The sequence below is a fragment of the Streptomyces sp. NPDC050423 genome (assembly GCF_040655445.1).
Lineage (GTDB): Bacteria > Actinomycetota > Actinomycetes > Streptomycetales > Streptomycetaceae > Streptomyces.
The window spans coordinates 1-15,776 of sequence record NZ_JBFAJY010000076.1; the positions used below are offsets into that span (position 1 = coordinate 1).

A 15,776-nucleotide genomic window follows, 5' to 3' on the forward strand; every position below is an offset into this window, starting at 1 on the left:
TATCGGGGCGACCCTCCGCCTTGCGATCGCACGCACCAGACACCGCCGGGCCCGCCCTTCGGGCGGACGGCGCTACTTTCGAAACACGCCCTAGAGCTCGCCCTTGCGCGTCAGGTGGTTGAAGCAGATCCAGCCGGGAAGGACCGGCAGCCACAGCGTCATCAGGCGGAACAGCAGCACCGCCGGGGCCGCGACCTCCTTCGGCAGGCCGACCGCGATCAGACCCAGCGTCAGCGCCGTCTCGACCGCGCCCATACCGCCCGGGGTCGGCGCCGCCGAGCCCAGCGCGTTGCCGGCGAGGAAGACCACCGCGATGCTCGCGTAACTGAGGTGCGGCGTGTCCGGACCGCTGAACGCCCGGACCGAGGCGTCCAGGCACATCACGAACAAGCCGGTCAGCAGCAGCATCCCGCCGATGCCGGTGAGCAGCTTCTGCGGGCGCTGCACGACGTCGAGCATGCGCGGTACGACTCCGGCGAACAGCGACCGCACCCGGGTCACCACGAACTTCCGCAGGAACGGGATCGCCGTCACCACCAGCACCAGCACGGCGACCGTCAGCAGCCCCGCGATCACGGTCCTGGACGGGGTGAGCGAGGACGGGGTCTTCTCGGTGCCGGTCAGATAGCCGAAGGCGCCCAGCAGCAGGATGTGGCAGCCGAGACCGAACAGCTGCGAGGCGCCGACACTCGCGACCGCGAGCCCGGGGCGTACGCCGGAGCGTTGCAGGAACCGTGTGTTCAGGGCGACACCGCCCACCGCGGCCGGCGCCACGATCTTCACGAACGATCCCGCGATCTGCGCCAGCACCGTCTTGCCGAACGGCACCCGTTCGGGCACGAAGCCCAGCAGGCTCATCGCGGCCGCGACGTAACTGAGGGCCGAGAAGCCGACCGCGGCCGCCACCCAGCCCCACTCCGCCTGCTCGACCACCGCACCGAAGTCGGCCTGGGTGAACTGCGAGATCAGGAAGTACGCGGCGATGGCGCCCGCGATGAAGCTGAGCAGGGTGCGCGGTTTGATGCGCTCCAGGCGGACCGGTTCGACCGGGGCCTGCGGCCGGATCAGCAGCACCTCCCGGCGGATCTGGGAGAGCAGATCCTCCTCGCGGGCCTCGTCCAGCGCGTCGTCGAGGGCCCGCTTCTCGGCCTGTTTCTCGGTACGCACCGATTTGCGGACGGTCTTGCGGTCCGCGTCCTTGGCGAGCTCCGCGCCATGCGTACGGGCCCGCTTGGCCGCGTCCGACGCGTCGAGCACCGCCTCGCGCTCCCGCTGCGACCGCTCCCGGGCGAGTCTGCGCAGCTGCGCCCGGGTGGAACGGCTGAGCGCGATGGGCTGGAGCAGCGGCAGCGCGTCCGCGACGGTGTCCGGACCGACCACCGCGAGCGCGGCGGCCACCGCCCGTTCGGCGCCCACCCGCAGACCGGTCGTGGTGAGCAACTGGGCGACGTCCATCCGCAGGACCAGATCGCCGGCCGCGATCTCGCCGCCGCGCAGATCCGTGACGAACACCTTGCCGGAGCGATCCACCAGCAGGGCGTCGCCGGTGAGCCTGCGGTGCGCGATCCGGCGCGACTGGAGCGCCCGCACCTGGCGCCAGGCGCCGCGCACCAGGTCGTCGGTGATGTCGGCGTCCTCCAGGGCGTCCAGCGATCGCCCGCCGATGTGCTCGTACACCAGCATCACGGCGTCGGGGCCCAGCTCGGAGGTGGCGATCAGCTTGGGGGCGTTGGCCCCGGCGGCGATCGCCGCGTACGCGAGCAGCGCCTCCTGCTCCAGCGCCTGGCGCAGCGACTGGATGGAACGCCGCTGGGTGATCCCGCGCAGGGTGAGCCTGCGCCACACCCGGTAGAAGAAGCCCTGGGCCTGCTGTTCCCGGTCCACGACCGTCACATCGAGCGGTGGGCCGTCCTCCAGGGAGACCAGATAGCGGCGTCCGCGGTCGTTCTGGTCGACGGAGTCGGGGTCGTCGTCGGCCCGCATCGCGGTGACGGGACGGAAGCCGACATGGCGCAGACCGGCCATCAGGTGCTGGCCGGTCGGCCGGACGTTCGGCGAGCCGACCGCGTACAGCGTGCCGTACGCCACAGTCCAGCCGATCAGTACCGTGAGGATGATCGAGAGCGGTGTCGTGTAGCCGCCGACCAGCATGGCGAACGCGTCGAGCAGCAGCACCACCCACAGCACGACCCGCCAGCGCGGCCGTCTCGCCATCCCGACCGCCGTCATGTAGGCGATCACGGGGGCGAGATAGCCGTGCACGGGATCGGTGAGCGCGTCACCGGGCGCCGGCTGGGTCAGGGCGTCCTGAATGGTTCCGGAGGCGCTCTTGGCGACCCACAGGTCCGCCGCGAGCGTCACCCCGTGGGCCAGCACGGCGGCCAGCACACCGTCCGCGATGCGCAGCCCGTCCCGTTTGATCAGCCGTTCGATGGCGAAGGCGACCGGGACGAGCAGTACGGCGATGCTGGAGACCAGACCGGCGATCTTGATGAGCACGTCGGGGGCCTGGCCGGTGCCCTTGTTGATGTCCGCTTCGAGACCGGTGGTGGTGCCGTGGGCGAACGCGGCGACGGAGAACAGCACGACGATCGCCAGGACCCCGATGAGGAGCCGCAGCAGATCGGAGGGACGGTGCACCCGGGCGGGGAGCAGGGGTTCGTCCCCCGAGACGCGTTCGGACAGTTCCTTTTCGGTGGTGGAGAGCGTGGAGCCGGCCGGCTTCCCGGAAGGAGTCTCCGGACCGGTGTCCGCGTCCGGCCGGGGGCCTTCCGGGTGCGGCTCGGCATCAGAGGCGTCGGCCGCCTTCGGTGGCTGCACGCCCTGCTCCTTCGTCGCCTCTGATTGGTCTTCGTGGTCTCGTATCACCGGTCACCGCCCGCACGATGGTGGCACGGCCTGCGGACGGACGAGGGCATCAGGGTGCGATGCAGGGGCGCTGCGAAGCGCAAGATACGCCCCTTTCCCGCCGCGCGCACGCTCCGTGTCCGGCCGGACACGGAATCGGCCGCGCTGTCGGCGGGGTAGGGCAGGATGGGCCGGATGAGCGAAAACCCGACGGGCGACGCGTTGCCGGAGTACGCGGAGCGCGTGCTCGATGTCGCCGAACTGATCCCGCCCGGCCGCGTCATGACGTACGGCGACATCGCGGAGTGGCTGGGGGACGGCGGCCCGCGTCAGGTCGGCCGGGTCATGGCGCTGTACGGGGGAGCGGTGCCGTGGTGGCGCGTGGTGCGCGCCGACGGCGCGCTGCTGCCCGGCCACGAGCTGCGTGCGCTGAATCACTATCGCGAGGAGAACACCCCGCTGCGCGAGGCCCCGGGTAGCGCGGACTCCCACGTTCCGCGCCTGGACATGGGACGCGCACGGTGGGACGGCGTCGCCGCCGGAGGGGCGGGCGGTCCGGGACCGGACGGCGGCGGGGGTGCTCACACCTGACAGCTTCGGCCATCCGGCGGTGCATCGGGCGGAGCCGGGCCCGTACGGCTTACAGGAAGCGTGACGTGCGGACCGTGCGGGGCCCGCTGCCACCGCGTTCGCCGTCCGTTCTGTCCCCCGGGTGTTCGCCGTCCGGGCCGGACGTGACGATCCCCGCAGCCGTACCGCCGCGATCGGACCCGTCGCCGGAGTAGCGTCGTCAGTTCGCGGCAGGTGCCGCGCCCTCACCATCAGCACACCCACCAGGACCGGCGACCCACGTGAGCTCCTCCTCCACCACCCGGCACAGTCCGCACCGTCAGGCACGGCGGGGGACCACGGGCGCGTACCGGCTGGTGCGTACCCTGCCGGGCTCCGTGGATCCCCCTCTCCTGGACGCGGCGCAGCGCGCGGTGGTTGACCACCCCGGCGGGCCGCTGCTGGTCCTCGCCGGACCGGGTACGGGCAAGACCACCACGCTCGTCGAGTCCGTCGCGGCGCGCGTCGCGCAGGGCACCGACCCGGCCCGCATCCTGGTCCTCACCTTCAGCCGCAAGGCCGCCGTCGAGCTCCGCGACCGGATGGCCGCCCGGCTCGGCGCCGTCCGGGGCCCGCAGGCCACCACGTTCCACTCCTTCTGTTACGCCCTGGTCCGCGCCCACCAGGACGCCGATCTCTTCGCCGACCCGCTGCGACTGCTCTCCGGGCCGGAGCAGGACGTCACGGTCCGCGATCTGCTGGCCGGCCAGCTCGACCTGGAGAAGCGGGGCCACGCCCGCATCCGATGGCCCGACGAGCTGCGGGCCTGCCTGACCACGCGCGGCTTCGCCGACGAGGTACGCGCGGTGCTCGCCCGCAGCCGTGAGCTGGGGCTCGGCCCGGACGCCCTCGCGGACTTCGCCCGGCGCACCGGCCGGCCCGACTGGAGCGCCGCCGCCGAATTCCTCGCGGAGTACCTCGACGTGCTGGACGCCCAGGGGATGCTGGACTACGCGGAGCTGGTCCACCGCGCGGTGCTGCTCGCGGAGCGCCCCGAGGTGTCGGCGCTGCTGGCCGGCCAGTACGACCTGGTGTTCGTCGACGAGTACCAGGACACCGATCCGGCGCAGGTGCGGCTGCTGCACGCGCTCGCCGGCAACCGGGGGAGCGCCCCGGGCGGCGGCGGTGGCCGGAACCTGATCGCGTTCGGTGACCCGGACCAGTCGATCTACGCCTTCCGGGGCGCCGACGTGAACGGCATCCTCGACTTCCCCGAGGTGTTCCGGCGGGCGGACGGCGCCCCCGCCCCGGTCGGCGTCCTCACCACCTCGCGCCGCTCCGGCGACCGGCTGCTGGAGGCCACCCGGCTGCTCACCCGGCGGATGCCGCTGACCCGGCTGCCCTCGGCGAAGGTCCGCGCCCACCGGGAGCTCGGCGCGGTCCGCGAGGGCGGCACCGTCGAGACGTACACCTACCCGACCGCCTCCACCGAGTTCGACAACATCGCCGACCTGCTGCGCCGGGCGCATCTGGAGGACGGGGTGCCGTGGCACGAGATGGCGGTGCTCGTCCGGGCCGGCGGCCGCACGATCCCCGCGGTGCGCCGGGCCCTGACCTCGGCCGGCGTTCCGCTGGAGGTCGACGGCGACGACCTGCCCCTGCGCCACGAACCCGCGGTGGGCCCGCTCCTGACCGCCCTGCGCACGGTGGCGACGGCGGCACTGAACCGGGGCGTCGCAGGTACTGACACCGGCTTCGCGGAACCGGAAGGGGCGCCGGACGGCGAAGCCCCGGCCAATGCCCCGGCCAATGCCCCGGCCAATGCCCCGGCCGAGGCTCCGGCCGAGGTGCCTGCCGACGACGTGCCCGCCGGGCCGCAGGCCTGGCTCGGCACCGAGACCGCGCTGACCCTCCTCGCCTCCCCCCTCGGCTCCATGGACGCCGCCGATCTGCGCCGCCTGGGCCGGGCCCTGCGCGACGAGGAACGCGCGGCCGGGAACCGGGTGCCAGCGCCCTCCGGCGATCTGCTGGCCCGCGCCCTGGCCGAGCCGGAGCGGCTCGTCGCGCACGATCCGGCGTACGCCCGCGGCGCCCAGCGCCTCGGCGCCCTGCTGCGCAAGGCGCGCGAACTCCTGGAGGGCGGCGGCACCGCCGAGGAGGCCCTGTGGGAGCTGTGGTCCGGCACCCCCTGGCCGGGCAGGCTGGAGCGCGCCGCGCTGCGCGGCGGCGCGGGCGGCCGCAACGCCGACCGCGACCTCGACGCGGTCTGCGCCCTGTTCGACACCGCGGCCCGCGCCGAGGAGCGCACCGGCGGGCGCGGGGCGCTCAACTTCCTGGAGGAGGTCGACGCCCAGGACATCGCCGCCGACACCCTCTCCCGGCGCTCCGCCCGGCCCGAGGCCGTACGGCTGATGACCGCGCACCGCTCCAAGGGCCTGGAGTGGCGCATGGTCGTCGTCGCCGGGGTGCAGGAAGGCCTCTGGCCCGACCTGCGCCGCCGCGGCTCGCTGCTCGAAGCGGACCGGATCGGCCGCGACGGTCTCGCCGAACCCCTCACCCCCGGCGCCCTTCTCGCGGAGGAGCGCCGGCTCTTCTACGTCGCGGCCACCCGCGCCCGCGAACGCCTCGTCGTCACCGCGGTCAAGGCACCCGCCGACGACGGCGACCAGCCGTCCCGCTTCCTCACTGAACTCGGCGTCGAACCCCGCGACGTCACCGGCCGTCCCCGCCGCCCCCTCGCCGTCGCCGCCCTCGTCGCCGAGCTGCGCGCCACCACCGTCGACCCCGACGCGTCCGCCGCCCTGCGCGAGGAGGCCGCCCACCGCCTCGCCCGGCTCGCCGCCCTCTCCGACGACGAGGGGCAGCCGCTCGTACCGTCGGCCCACCCCTACCGCTGGTGGGGCCTGTACGAGCCGACCCGCTCGGCCGTCCCGCTGCGCGACCGCGACCAGCCCGTCGCCCTCTCCGGCAGCGCGCTCGACCAGCTCGCCAACACCTGCGCGCTCCAGTGGTTCCTCGGCCGCGAGGTGAAGGCCGATGCCCCGGCGACCGCCGCCCAGGGCTTCGGCAACGTCGTCCACGTACTGGCCGACGAGGTGGCCTCCGGCCGTACGCCCGCCGACCTGGCCGTCCTCATGGAGCGGCTCGACTCGGTCTGGGACGGGCTGGTCTTCGACGCCCCCTGGAAGTCGCAGCAGGAGAAGGAACAGGCGCGCGTCGCCCTCGAACGCTTCCTGCGCTGGCACGTCATGGACCGCACCGGCCGCACCCCGGCCGCCAGCGAGCACGACTTCGACGTGACGCTGGAGGCGGGCGAGTACGAGGTGCGCATCCGCGGCTCCATGGACCGGGTGGAGCGGGACGCCGAGGGCCGCGCCTACGTCGTCGACTTCAAGACCGGCAAGCAGTCCCCGACGAAGGAGGAGGTCGCCCGCCACCCCCAGCTCGCCGTGTACCAGCTGGCCGTCCGGGAAGGGGCGGTCGACGAGGTCTTCGACGGCGGGCGCCCCGAGTCCGGCGGCGCCGAACTCGTACAGCTGCGCCAGCCCGCCCCGAAGAAGGAGGGCGGCGACGCCGTCCCCAGGGTGCAGGCCCAGCAGCCCCCCGACACCGAGTGGGTCTCCGACCTCCTGGCGACCGCCGCGGGCCGCGTCCTGGACGAACGGTTCACCCCGACGACCGGCCAGCACTGCACCCACTGCACCTTCAGGGCCTCGTGCAGCGCCCAGCCGGAGGGCCGGCACGTCCTGGAATGAGCCGGCCGGCCCCGCCCCTGTCCCGGGGTTCTCGGGCCGTCACGGTTTGCGGGCCATCACTCCGTACACACTGACGTCCGCGTCCGTCACGTCGTTGATGTCCCGGTAGCGCGTCCGGTCCAGCTCGTCCAGGCTCGCCACGAATTCCTGGTCGGGGTCGGCGGCCTCCGGCAGATCGGTGACCTGCTCGGGACGCCAGCGGTGCACCGGGACGACGCCGGGTTCGAGCATGTCCAGACCGTTGTCGGTCACGAAACGCTCCACCTGGGCGCGCGAGCGGCGGACCATGGCGAAGCCGCGCTCCTTGAAGGCCTTCGTCACCTGGCCGACCTGCTCGGGGTTGAGATCCGAGCTGATGTTGCTCAGCACGAGACAGCTGCCCGCCGGCAACGCGTCGATGAGCTGCCGGACGATGGGGTAGGCCTCGTCGTCCTCGATGAAGTGGAGGACGGCGGCGAGGACGAGGGCGACGGGACGGTCGAAGTCCAGGGTGCGGCGGGCGGCTTCGAGGATCTTGGCGGGGTCGCGCAGGTCCGCCTCGATGTAGTCGGTGCTGCCCCGCGGACCGCTGGTGAGCAGGGCCTGTGCGTGTACGAGGACGACCGGGTCGTTGTCCACGTACACGACCCGCGCGTCGGGGGCGATGGCCTGCACGATCTGGTGGACGTTCTGCTGGGTCGGCAGCCCCGTGCCCACATCCAGGAACTGCCGGATGCCCTCGTGGGCGGCGAGGGTCACCGCGCGCCGCATGAAGTCCCGGTTGTGCCGCACGGTGAGATACCCGCGCGGATTGGCTGCCAGGGCCATGGCCGCGGCCTCGCGGTCGGCCGGGTAGTTGTCCTTCCCGCCGAGGAAGACGTCGTAGACGCGGGCCGGGTGCGCCTTCGTGGTGTCTATCCGCTTCCGCAGCTCGGCGGTGGCGTCCGGCGCTCCGGAGCCTGAGCCGGATGCGGGGCCGGACGCGGAGCCCGGCGCGGGGGCGGGTGCAGGGATGTCGGCGCTCATGTGACCGTCCTCGTAAGGCTGTTGATGCGACTGGCGTCAATCTAGACGGTTCCCTGCGGCTTGTACCCCGCCACCGGGCAGAACGGGCGGGCGCCGATGCCCTGCCGGCGCCCGCCCGCTCACGGCTTCGTGGGTTGTCGGCGCGGCCGGTTAGCCTCTGTGGAGTGTCCTCACACCTCACCGATCCCGAGCAGCTCAAGGAGCTCCTCGGGATCCCCTTCACCCCGGAGCAGACGGCGTGCATCACCGCGCCGCCCGCCCCGCAGGTGATCGTCGCCGGAGCCGGGTCCGGGAAGACCACGGTGATGGCGGCCCGCGTGGTGTGGCTCGTCGGGACCGGACAGGTCGCCCCCGAGCAGGTCCTCGGCCTCACCTTCACCAACAAGGCGGCCGGCGAGCTGGCGGAGCGCGTCCGCAGGGCCCTGGTCGCCGCCGGCGTCACCGACCCGGACGCCATCGACCCGGACAACCCGCCGGGCGAGCCCAGCATCTCCACCTACCACGCGTTCGCCGGGCGGCTCCTGACCGAGCACGGGCTGCGCATCGGGCTCGAACCCACCACCCGCCTCCTCGCCGACGCCACCCGCTTCCAGCTCGCCGCCCGCGTACTGCGCGAGGCCCCCGGCCCGTACCCGGCCCTGACCAGGTCGTTCCCCACCCTGGTCAGCGATCTTCTGGCGCTCGACGCCGAGCTGGCCGAACACCTCGTACGCCCCGAACAGCTCGCGGAGCACGACACCGAGCTGCTCCGCACGCTGGAGACCGCCAAGCTCAGCAACGCCGAACTGCGCAAGATCCCCGAGACCGCCGAGGCCCGCCGCGAGCTGCTCTCGCTGACTCAGCGCTACCGCGAGGCGAAGCGGAGCCGCGACCTCCTCGACTTCGGTGACCAGATCGCGCTCTCCGCACAGCTCGCCCTCACCCGCCCCGAGGTCGGCGCGATCCTGCGCGAGGAGTACCGGGTCGTCCTGCTCGACGAGTACCAGGACACCTCCGTCGCCCAGCGGCTCCTGCTCTCCGCCCTCTTCGGCAGCGGCCCCGACGGCATCGCGTCCGGGCACGCCGTCACCGCGGTCGGGGACCCCTGCCAGGCCATCTACGGCTGGCGGGGCGCCTCCGTGGCCAACCTCGACGACTTCCCGAGCCACTTCCCGCAGGCCGACGGCGCCCCCGCGACCCGCTACTCCCTCAGCGAGAACCGCCGCAGCGGCGGCCGCCTGCTCCACCTCGCCAACGGCCTGGCCGAACCCCTGCGCGCCATGCACGAGGGCGTCGAGGCCCTGCGCCCCGCCCCGGGCGCCGAGCGCGACGGCCTCGTCCGCTGCGCCCTGCTGCGCACCCACACCGAGGAGATCGGCTGGCTCGCCGACTCGATCGCCCACCTCGTGCGGACCGGCAAGGCACCCGGCGAGATCGCCGTCCTGTGCCGCACGGCGGGGGACTTCCCGGAGATCCAGGCCGCCCTGGTGGCCCGGGACATCCCGGTCGAGGTCGTCGGTCTCTCCGGGCTGCTCCACCTCCCCGAGGTCGCGGACCTCGTCGCGGTCTGCGAGGTCCTCCAGGACCCGGGGGCCAACGCGTCCCTGGTCCGGCTGCTCACCGGCCCCCGCTGGCGGATCGGCCCCCGCGACCTGGCGCTGCTCGGCCGCCGGGCCCGCCTCCTCGTCCACCGCGCGGCCCACGGGGACGACGACGACTTCGACCCCGACCGCCGGCTCGCCGAAGCCGTCGAGGGCATCGACCCGGCCGAGGTGATCTCGCTCGCCGACGCGCTGGACACCTTCCTCGACTCCGGCGGCGAGCAGGACGACCGCCTGCCGTTCTCCACCGAGGCCCGCATCCGCTTCGCCCGGCTCGCCACCGAACTGCGCGACCTGCGCCGCTCGCTCGCCGACCCCCTGATGGACGTACTGCACCGGGTCCTCGGCACCACCGGACTCGAAGTCGAGCTCTCCGCGTCCCCGCAGGCCCTGGCGGCCCGCCGCCGTGAGACCCTCGCCAACTTCCTCGATGTCGCGGCCCGCTTCGCCGCCGTCGACGGGGAGGCCACACTCCTGGCCTTCCTCGGCTTCCTGCGCACCGCCGCACAGTACGAGAAGGGCCTGGACAACGCGCTGCCCGGCGGCGAGAACACCGTCAAGGTCCTCACCGCCCACAAGTCCAAGGGCCTGGAGTGGGATGTCGTCGCCGTGCCCGGCCTGGTCACCGGCCAGTTCCCCAGCGGCCAGTCCCGCGACGCCTGGACCTCGCAGTCCAAGGTCCTCCCGCACGCCCTGCGCGGCGACACGGCGACCCTGCCCGTCATCCACTCCTACGACGCCAAGGGTCTCAAGGGCTTCAAGGAGGAGATGAAGGAGCACCAGCACACCGAGGAGCTGCGCCTCGGATACGTCACCTTCACCCGGCCCCGCACCCTGCTGCTCGGCTCCGGCCACTGGTGGGGCCCCAGCCAGAAGAAGCCGCGCGGCCCGTCCGCCTTCCTGCACGCGCTGTACGAGCACTGCGCGTCCGGACACGGCGAGATCGAGGCGTGGGCGGACGAGCCGGCCGAGGACGAGGAGAACCCCGCCCTGGCCGAGTCGGCGGCCGACCACGCCTGGCCGCTGCCCCTGGACGACACCGCGCTGGCCCGCCGCAGGGCCGCCGCGGACACGGTGATGGCCCACCTGAAGGCGCTGGCCACGGCGGGGCCGGTGCCGGACGGGTACGACGCGCAGTTCCGCCAGGGCGAGCCGCCCCCCGACGACGGACCATTCCCCGAGGACGAGCCGCCCCCCGACGACGCACCGTTCCCCGAGGACGACCCCTTCCTGGACGAGGTGCCCTTCCCGGACGAGGCCCCCTTCCCTGAGGGCGGGCTCCCCCCGGCCCCGCACGTCCCCGCGGCCCGCGCCCCCGAGAGCGTCCCCCCGCGCCTCACCCCCGAGGAGTCCCGCACCCTCGCCTCCTGGGACCGCGACCTCGACGCCCTCGCCGGGGAGCTGCGCCGGGCCCGCGCCGGCGTGCGCGAGGTCCTCGTACCGGCCTCGCTCTCCGCCACCCAGCTGCTGCGGCTGGCCGACGACCCCGACGGCTTCGCCCAGGAGCTGGCCCGGCCGATGCCCCGCCCCCCGCAGCCGGCCGCCCGCCGGGGCACCCGCTTCCACGCCTGGGTCGAGTCCCGGTTCGAGGAGCTGCCGCTGCCCATGCTCGGCCCCGACGAGCTGCCCGGCGGTGACGAGAGCGACACCGACATCGCCGACGAACGCGATCTCGCCGAGCTGAAGGAGGCCTTCGAGCGCACCCCGTACGCCCGCCGCACCCCGTACCGCGTCGAGACACCGTTCCAGATCACCCTGGCCGGCCGGGTGATCCGGGGCCGTATCGACGCGGTGTACCGCACCGGGGACACGTACGAGATCGTCGACTGGAAGACCAGCCGCACCAACACCGCTGACCCCCTCCAGCTCGCCGTCTACCGTCTCGCCTGGGCCGAACTGCACGGATTGCCGCTCACCGACGTCACGGCCACGTTCCTCTTCGTGCGGAGCGGTGAGAGCGTCCGCCCGGCCCGTCTCCCGGGCCGCCCGGAGCTGGAGCGCATCCTCCTGGACGAGCCACCTCCCGCGGACGGATAAGCTGAAGGTCATGAGCGACACCCCGGACAGCGCCGTCCGTACGTACACCGAGCAGCACCGCACAGCCTTCCTCGACGACCTCGCCGAGTGGCTGCGCATCCCCTCCGTATCCGCTCAGCCGGAGCACGACGGGGACGTACGGCGCAGCGCCGAATGGCTCTCCGCCAAGCTGAAGGAGACCGGCTTCCCGGTCACCGAGATCTGGGAGACGGACGGGGCGCCCGCCGTCTTCGCCGAGTGGCCGTCCGACGATCCGGACGCCCCCACGGTCCTCGTGTACGGGCACCACGACGTGCAGCCCGCCGCCCGCGAGGACGGCTGGGACACCGACCCGTTCGAGCCGGTGATCCGGGACGGCCGGATGTACGGGCGCGGCGCGGCCGACGACAAGGGGCAGGTGTTCTTCCACACCCTCGGGGTCCGGGCCCACCTGGCCACCACCGGCCGCACCAGCCCCGCCGTGCACCTCAAGCTCCTCGTCGAGGGCGAGGAGGAGTCCGGTTCCCCGCACTTCCGCGCCCTGGTCGAGCGGCAGGCCGCCCGCCTCGCCGCCGACGCCGTGATCGTCTCCGACACCGGCATGTGGGACGAGACGACCCCGACCGTCTGCACCGGAATGCGCGGCCTCGCCGAGTGCGAGATCGAGCTGCACGGCCCCGGCCAGGACATCCACTCCGGGTCGTTCGGCGGCGCGGTCCCCAACCCCGCGACCGAGATCGCCCGGCTCGTCGCGGCCCTCCACGACGCGGACGGCCGGGTCGCGGTATCCGGTTTCTACGACGGCGTGGCCGAACTCACCGACACTGAGCGCGCCCTCTTCGCCGAGCTGCCGTTCGACGAGGCCACCTGGCTGCGTACGGCCAGGTCGCAGTCCGCGTCCGGCGAGGCGGGCTACTCCACGCTGGAGCGGATCTGGGCCCGCCCCACCGCCGAGGTCAACGGCATCGGCGGTGGCTACCAGGGCGCCGGAAGCAAGACGATCATCCCGGCCTCCGCCCGGGTGAAGCTCAGCTTCCGCCTGGTCGCGGGCCAGGACCCGGACCGCGTCCAGCAGGCCGTGCAGGCCTGGGCCGAGGCCCGGATCCCGGCCGGGATCCGTCACCGGATCACCTTCCTCCCCGCCACCCGCCCCTGCCTCACCCCGCTGGAGCACCCCGCCCTGCAGGCCGTGGCCCGCGCCATGGGACGGGCCTTCGGCCAGAAGATCCTCTTCACCCGCGAAGGAGGCTCGGGACCCGCCGCCGACCTGCAGGACGTCCTCGGCGCCCCCGTCCTCTTCCTGGGCATCTCCGTACCGTCCGACGGCTGGCACGCCCCCAATGAGAAGGTCGAACTCGACCTGCTGCTCAAAGGCGTGGAGACCACCGCCCATCTCTGGAGCGAACTGGCGGCCGCACTCCGCTGAATCCTCTGAACACCCGATCCATCCCGGGGAGTAGGAAGCACCTGTGAGCACCTTCGACAGCGCCACCGCAGACCGGCCGATCGGTCTGACCGCGCCCAGCGGCATCGACCGCGCCGCGCACCACCGCCTCGACGAGGCCTGGCTGGCCGCCGCGTGGAGCCACCCGACGACCCGGGTCTTCGTCGTCTCCGGCGGGCAGGTGCTGATCGACGACACCGCCGACGGCACCGAACTCGTGATGACCCCCGCCTTCGAGGCGCCCGTCACCGAGACCCACCGCTACTTCCTCGGCACCGACGAGGCCGGTGTCAGCTACTTCGCCCTCCAGAAGGACTCGCTGCCGGGCCGCATGGACCAGTCGGCCCGACCCGCCGGTCTGCGCGAGGCGGGCCTGCTCCTCGGCGCCCGTGACGCCGGCCTGATGGTGCACGCGGTGGCGCTGGAGAACTGGCAGCGGCTGCACCGCTTCTGCTCGCGCTGCGGCGAACGCACGGTGATCGCGGCGGCCGGACACATCCGCCGCTGCCAGGCCTGCGGCGCGGAGCACTACCCGCGTACCGACCCCGCGGTCATCATGCTGGTCACCGACGACCAGGACCGCGCCCTGCTGGGCCGCCAGGTCCACTGGCCCGAGGGCCGCTTCTCCACCTTGGCCGGTTTCGTCGAGCCGGGCGAATCGATCGAGCAGTCCGTGGCGCGCGAGGTGTTCGAGGAAGCGGGCATCACGGTCGGCGACGTGGAGTACGTGGCCAGCCAGCCCTGGCCCTTCCCGTCCAGCCTGATGCTCGGCTTCATGGCACGGGCCACGACGTACGAGATCAACGTCGACGGCGAGGAGATCGAGGAGGCCCGCTGGTTCTCCCGCGAGGAGCTGACCGCCGCCTTCGAGTCGGGCGAGATCCTGCCCCCGTTCGGCATCTCGATCGCGGCCCGGCTGATCGAGATCTGGTACGGGAAGCCCCTGCCGAAGCCCGTCCGCGCGAGCTGACCCGGCGGGCGCCGGGCGCGATGCCGTTCGCGTTCGGCACCTTCGTGACCGGCCACCCCGGCCACCCCGGCCATCCCGAGCGCACCGGCACGGGCACTGACCCCGGCACCCGAAACCCGACCGGTGAGACTCCTGCGGCCTGACCGCCCTATGTACAAGAACTTGGACGTACGGCCCGCACCCGCCGATGATCGTCGTACCGGCACTTCGACGGGACGGGAGCGCATGCGGTGGACCACCACGAACGCGGGCGACGCGCCTACGAGGGTTTGACGGGCGTTCCGCCGGATGACGATCTGGCGCAGGTCCGGGAACGGTCCCCGCAGTTGTACGCCACCCTCGTCGACCACGCGGCCGGCGGGCCCGTCCCGAACTGGGCCGGGCCGAGCGGGAGCTCGCCACCGTGTCGATCCTGGCCGCGCTCGGCGGCGCCGAACGCCGGCTCGCCACCCACACCCGTGCGGCGCTGCGCCACGGCCACGCGGCCTCGGAGCTGCTCGCCCTGTGCGAACACGTGGCGCTCTACGCCGGGTTCCCGCGCGCGCTGAACGCGCTGGCCGTCATCGACGAGGCGCTGACCGGCACCGGATCGCCCCGGCCGGCGGGGCTGCTCCCGGTCCGCGTCCACGACCACGACACGGTGGTGGCCCGGCGGGGCGACGACGGCCCGCCCGTGGTGCTGGTCCACGCGGTGGGCGTCGACTGGCGGATGTGGGAACCGGTGATGGACCGGCCGGCCGTGGGGCGGCGGGTGTTCGCCTACGACTTCCGGGGCCACGGGGTGGCCGCCGGTGCGCCCGCCGACACAGCCATGTCCGATTTCGGCGCCGACCTGGTGGCCGTGCTCGATGCCCTCGGCCTGGAGCGTGCGCACCTCGTCGGGCTGTCCATCGGAGGCGCGGTCGCTCAGACCGCCGCGGTCTCTCATCCCGGGCGGGTCGCGTCCCTCGCGCTGCTGGGAGCGCCCGACCACCCGGTCCCCGAGGCCTTCGAATCCAGGGCCCGAGCCGGTGAGACCGACGGTATGGGCGCTCAGATCGCGCCCACCCCCACCCGCTGGTTCACCCCCGAGGCCCTCGCGGACAACGGCTGGGGCGTGCGGTACGCCCGTGAGCGGATCCCCCGCTTCGATCCGGCCGACTGAGCCGCCACCTGGCGGGCGTACAAGACCCTCGACGTACGGGACCGGCTCCGGGACTTCCGGGCACCGGCCCTGGTCGTCGCCTGTGAACTCGACGCGGCGGCCCCGCCCGAGTTCATGTCCGGCGTGGCCCGGCGCATCCCCGGTTCCGTGTACCGGGAACTCCCGGGCCCACCCCATATGCAGAGCCTCGAAATATGCAGAGCCTCGAACAGCCCGGCCCGCCGGCCGACGTCCTCGACGGGTTCCTCCCGGCGTCCTGACCGCTCCGATCAGGACCGGACCACGTACGGACGCCGGCGGCAAATCCCGACTTCGCCGGCGCCGTCGCGCACAGCACCGCCCCCTCCGGTCGAATTCACCGGAGGGGGCGGTGCTGTGCATTCGTGGCGTTGTCAAAGATCTGGAAAGTGCCGTTGACCTTGTCGCCGTTGGCGTCGACGAACGTGTCGCGCAGCGTGGGTGTGAC

8 protein-coding genes are annotated in these 15,776 nt (G+C 73.4%); 6 read left to right on the forward strand and 2 right to left on the reverse strand.

What is annotated here, in order from left to right:
• Positions 1–90: 90 nt before the first annotated feature.
• Positions 91–2,820, reverse strand: a complete 2,730-nt coding sequence (locus AB0I52_RS32280) for a lysylphosphatidylglycerol synthase domain-containing protein (RefSeq protein ID WP_363078644.1) — start codon at positions 2,818–2,820, stop codon at positions 91–93.
• Positions 2,821–3,042: 222 nt separating this feature from the next.
• On the opposite strand from AB0I52_RS32280, the gene AB0I52_RS32285 reads away from it, so the two are divergent.
• Positions 3,043–3,438 carry an MGMT family protein gene (locus AB0I52_RS32285; protein WP_363078646.1) on the forward strand — a complete coding sequence of 132 codons (396 nt, stop codon included), beginning with the start codon at positions 3,043–3,045 and terminating at the stop codon, positions 3,436–3,438.
• Positions 3,439–3,698: 260 nt separating this feature from the next.
• Complete coding sequence (locus tag AB0I52_RS32290; RefSeq protein ID WP_363078648.1) at positions 3,699–7,151, forward strand: ATP-dependent DNA helicase; 3,453 nt, start codon at positions 3,699–3,701, stop codon at positions 7,149–7,151.
• Positions 7,152–7,190: 39 nt separating this feature from the next.
• Here the strand turns inward: AB0I52_RS32290 and AB0I52_RS32295 are convergent, their stop codons facing one another.
• Positions 7,191–8,156, reverse strand: coding sequence for an SAM-dependent methyltransferase (locus tag AB0I52_RS32295; RefSeq protein ID WP_363078650.1), 966 nt, complete (start codon positions 8,154–8,156; stop codon positions 7,191–7,193).
• Positions 8,157–8,320: 164 nt separating this feature from the next.
• Between AB0I52_RS32295 and AB0I52_RS32300 the strand changes: the two genes are divergently transcribed.
• From AB0I52_RS32300 to AB0I52_RS32315, 4 genes are all read left to right on the forward strand, one after another.
• Positions 8,321–11,773: an ATP-dependent DNA helicase gene (locus AB0I52_RS32300; protein ID WP_363078652.1), complete on the forward strand. Its 3,453-nt coding sequence runs from the start codon at positions 8,321–8,323 to the stop codon at positions 11,771–11,773.
• A 10-nt stretch (positions 11,774–11,783) separates the two neighbouring features.
• On the forward strand, positions 11,784–13,178 hold the full coding sequence (locus tag AB0I52_RS32305) for a dipeptidase (RefSeq protein WP_363078654.1): 1,395 nt from the start codon (positions 11,784–11,786) through the stop codon (positions 13,176–13,178).
• A gap of 43 nt (positions 13,179–13,221) precedes the next feature.
• Positions 13,222–14,166, forward strand: a complete 945-nt coding sequence (gene nudC / locus AB0I52_RS32310; RefSeq protein ID WP_363078656.1) for an NAD(+) diphosphatase — start codon at positions 13,222–13,224, stop codon at positions 14,164–14,166.
• A 373-nt stretch (positions 14,167–14,539) separates the two neighbouring features.
• The gene (locus AB0I52_RS32315) at positions 14,540–15,310 is read left to right on the forward strand and encodes an alpha/beta fold hydrolase (RefSeq protein WP_363078658.1); all 771 of its coding nucleotides are present in this window, start codon (positions 14,540–14,542) and stop codon (positions 15,308–15,310) included.
• The last annotated feature ends 466 nt before the right edge of the window (positions 15,311–15,776 follow it).

Coding starts and splice junctions, on each gene's coding strand:
- AB0I52_RS32285 (WP_363078646.1), top strand. CDS start 3,043: ATGAGCGAAAACCCGACGGGCGACGCGTTGCCGGAGTACGCGGAGCGC.
- AB0I52_RS32295 (WP_363078650.1), bottom strand. CDS start 8,156: ATGAGCGCCGACATCCCTGCACCCGCCCCCGCGCCGGGCTCCGCGTCC.
- AB0I52_RS32305 (WP_363078654.1), top strand. CDS start 11,784: ATGAGCGACACCCCGGACAGCGCCGTCCGTACGTACACCGAGCAGCAC.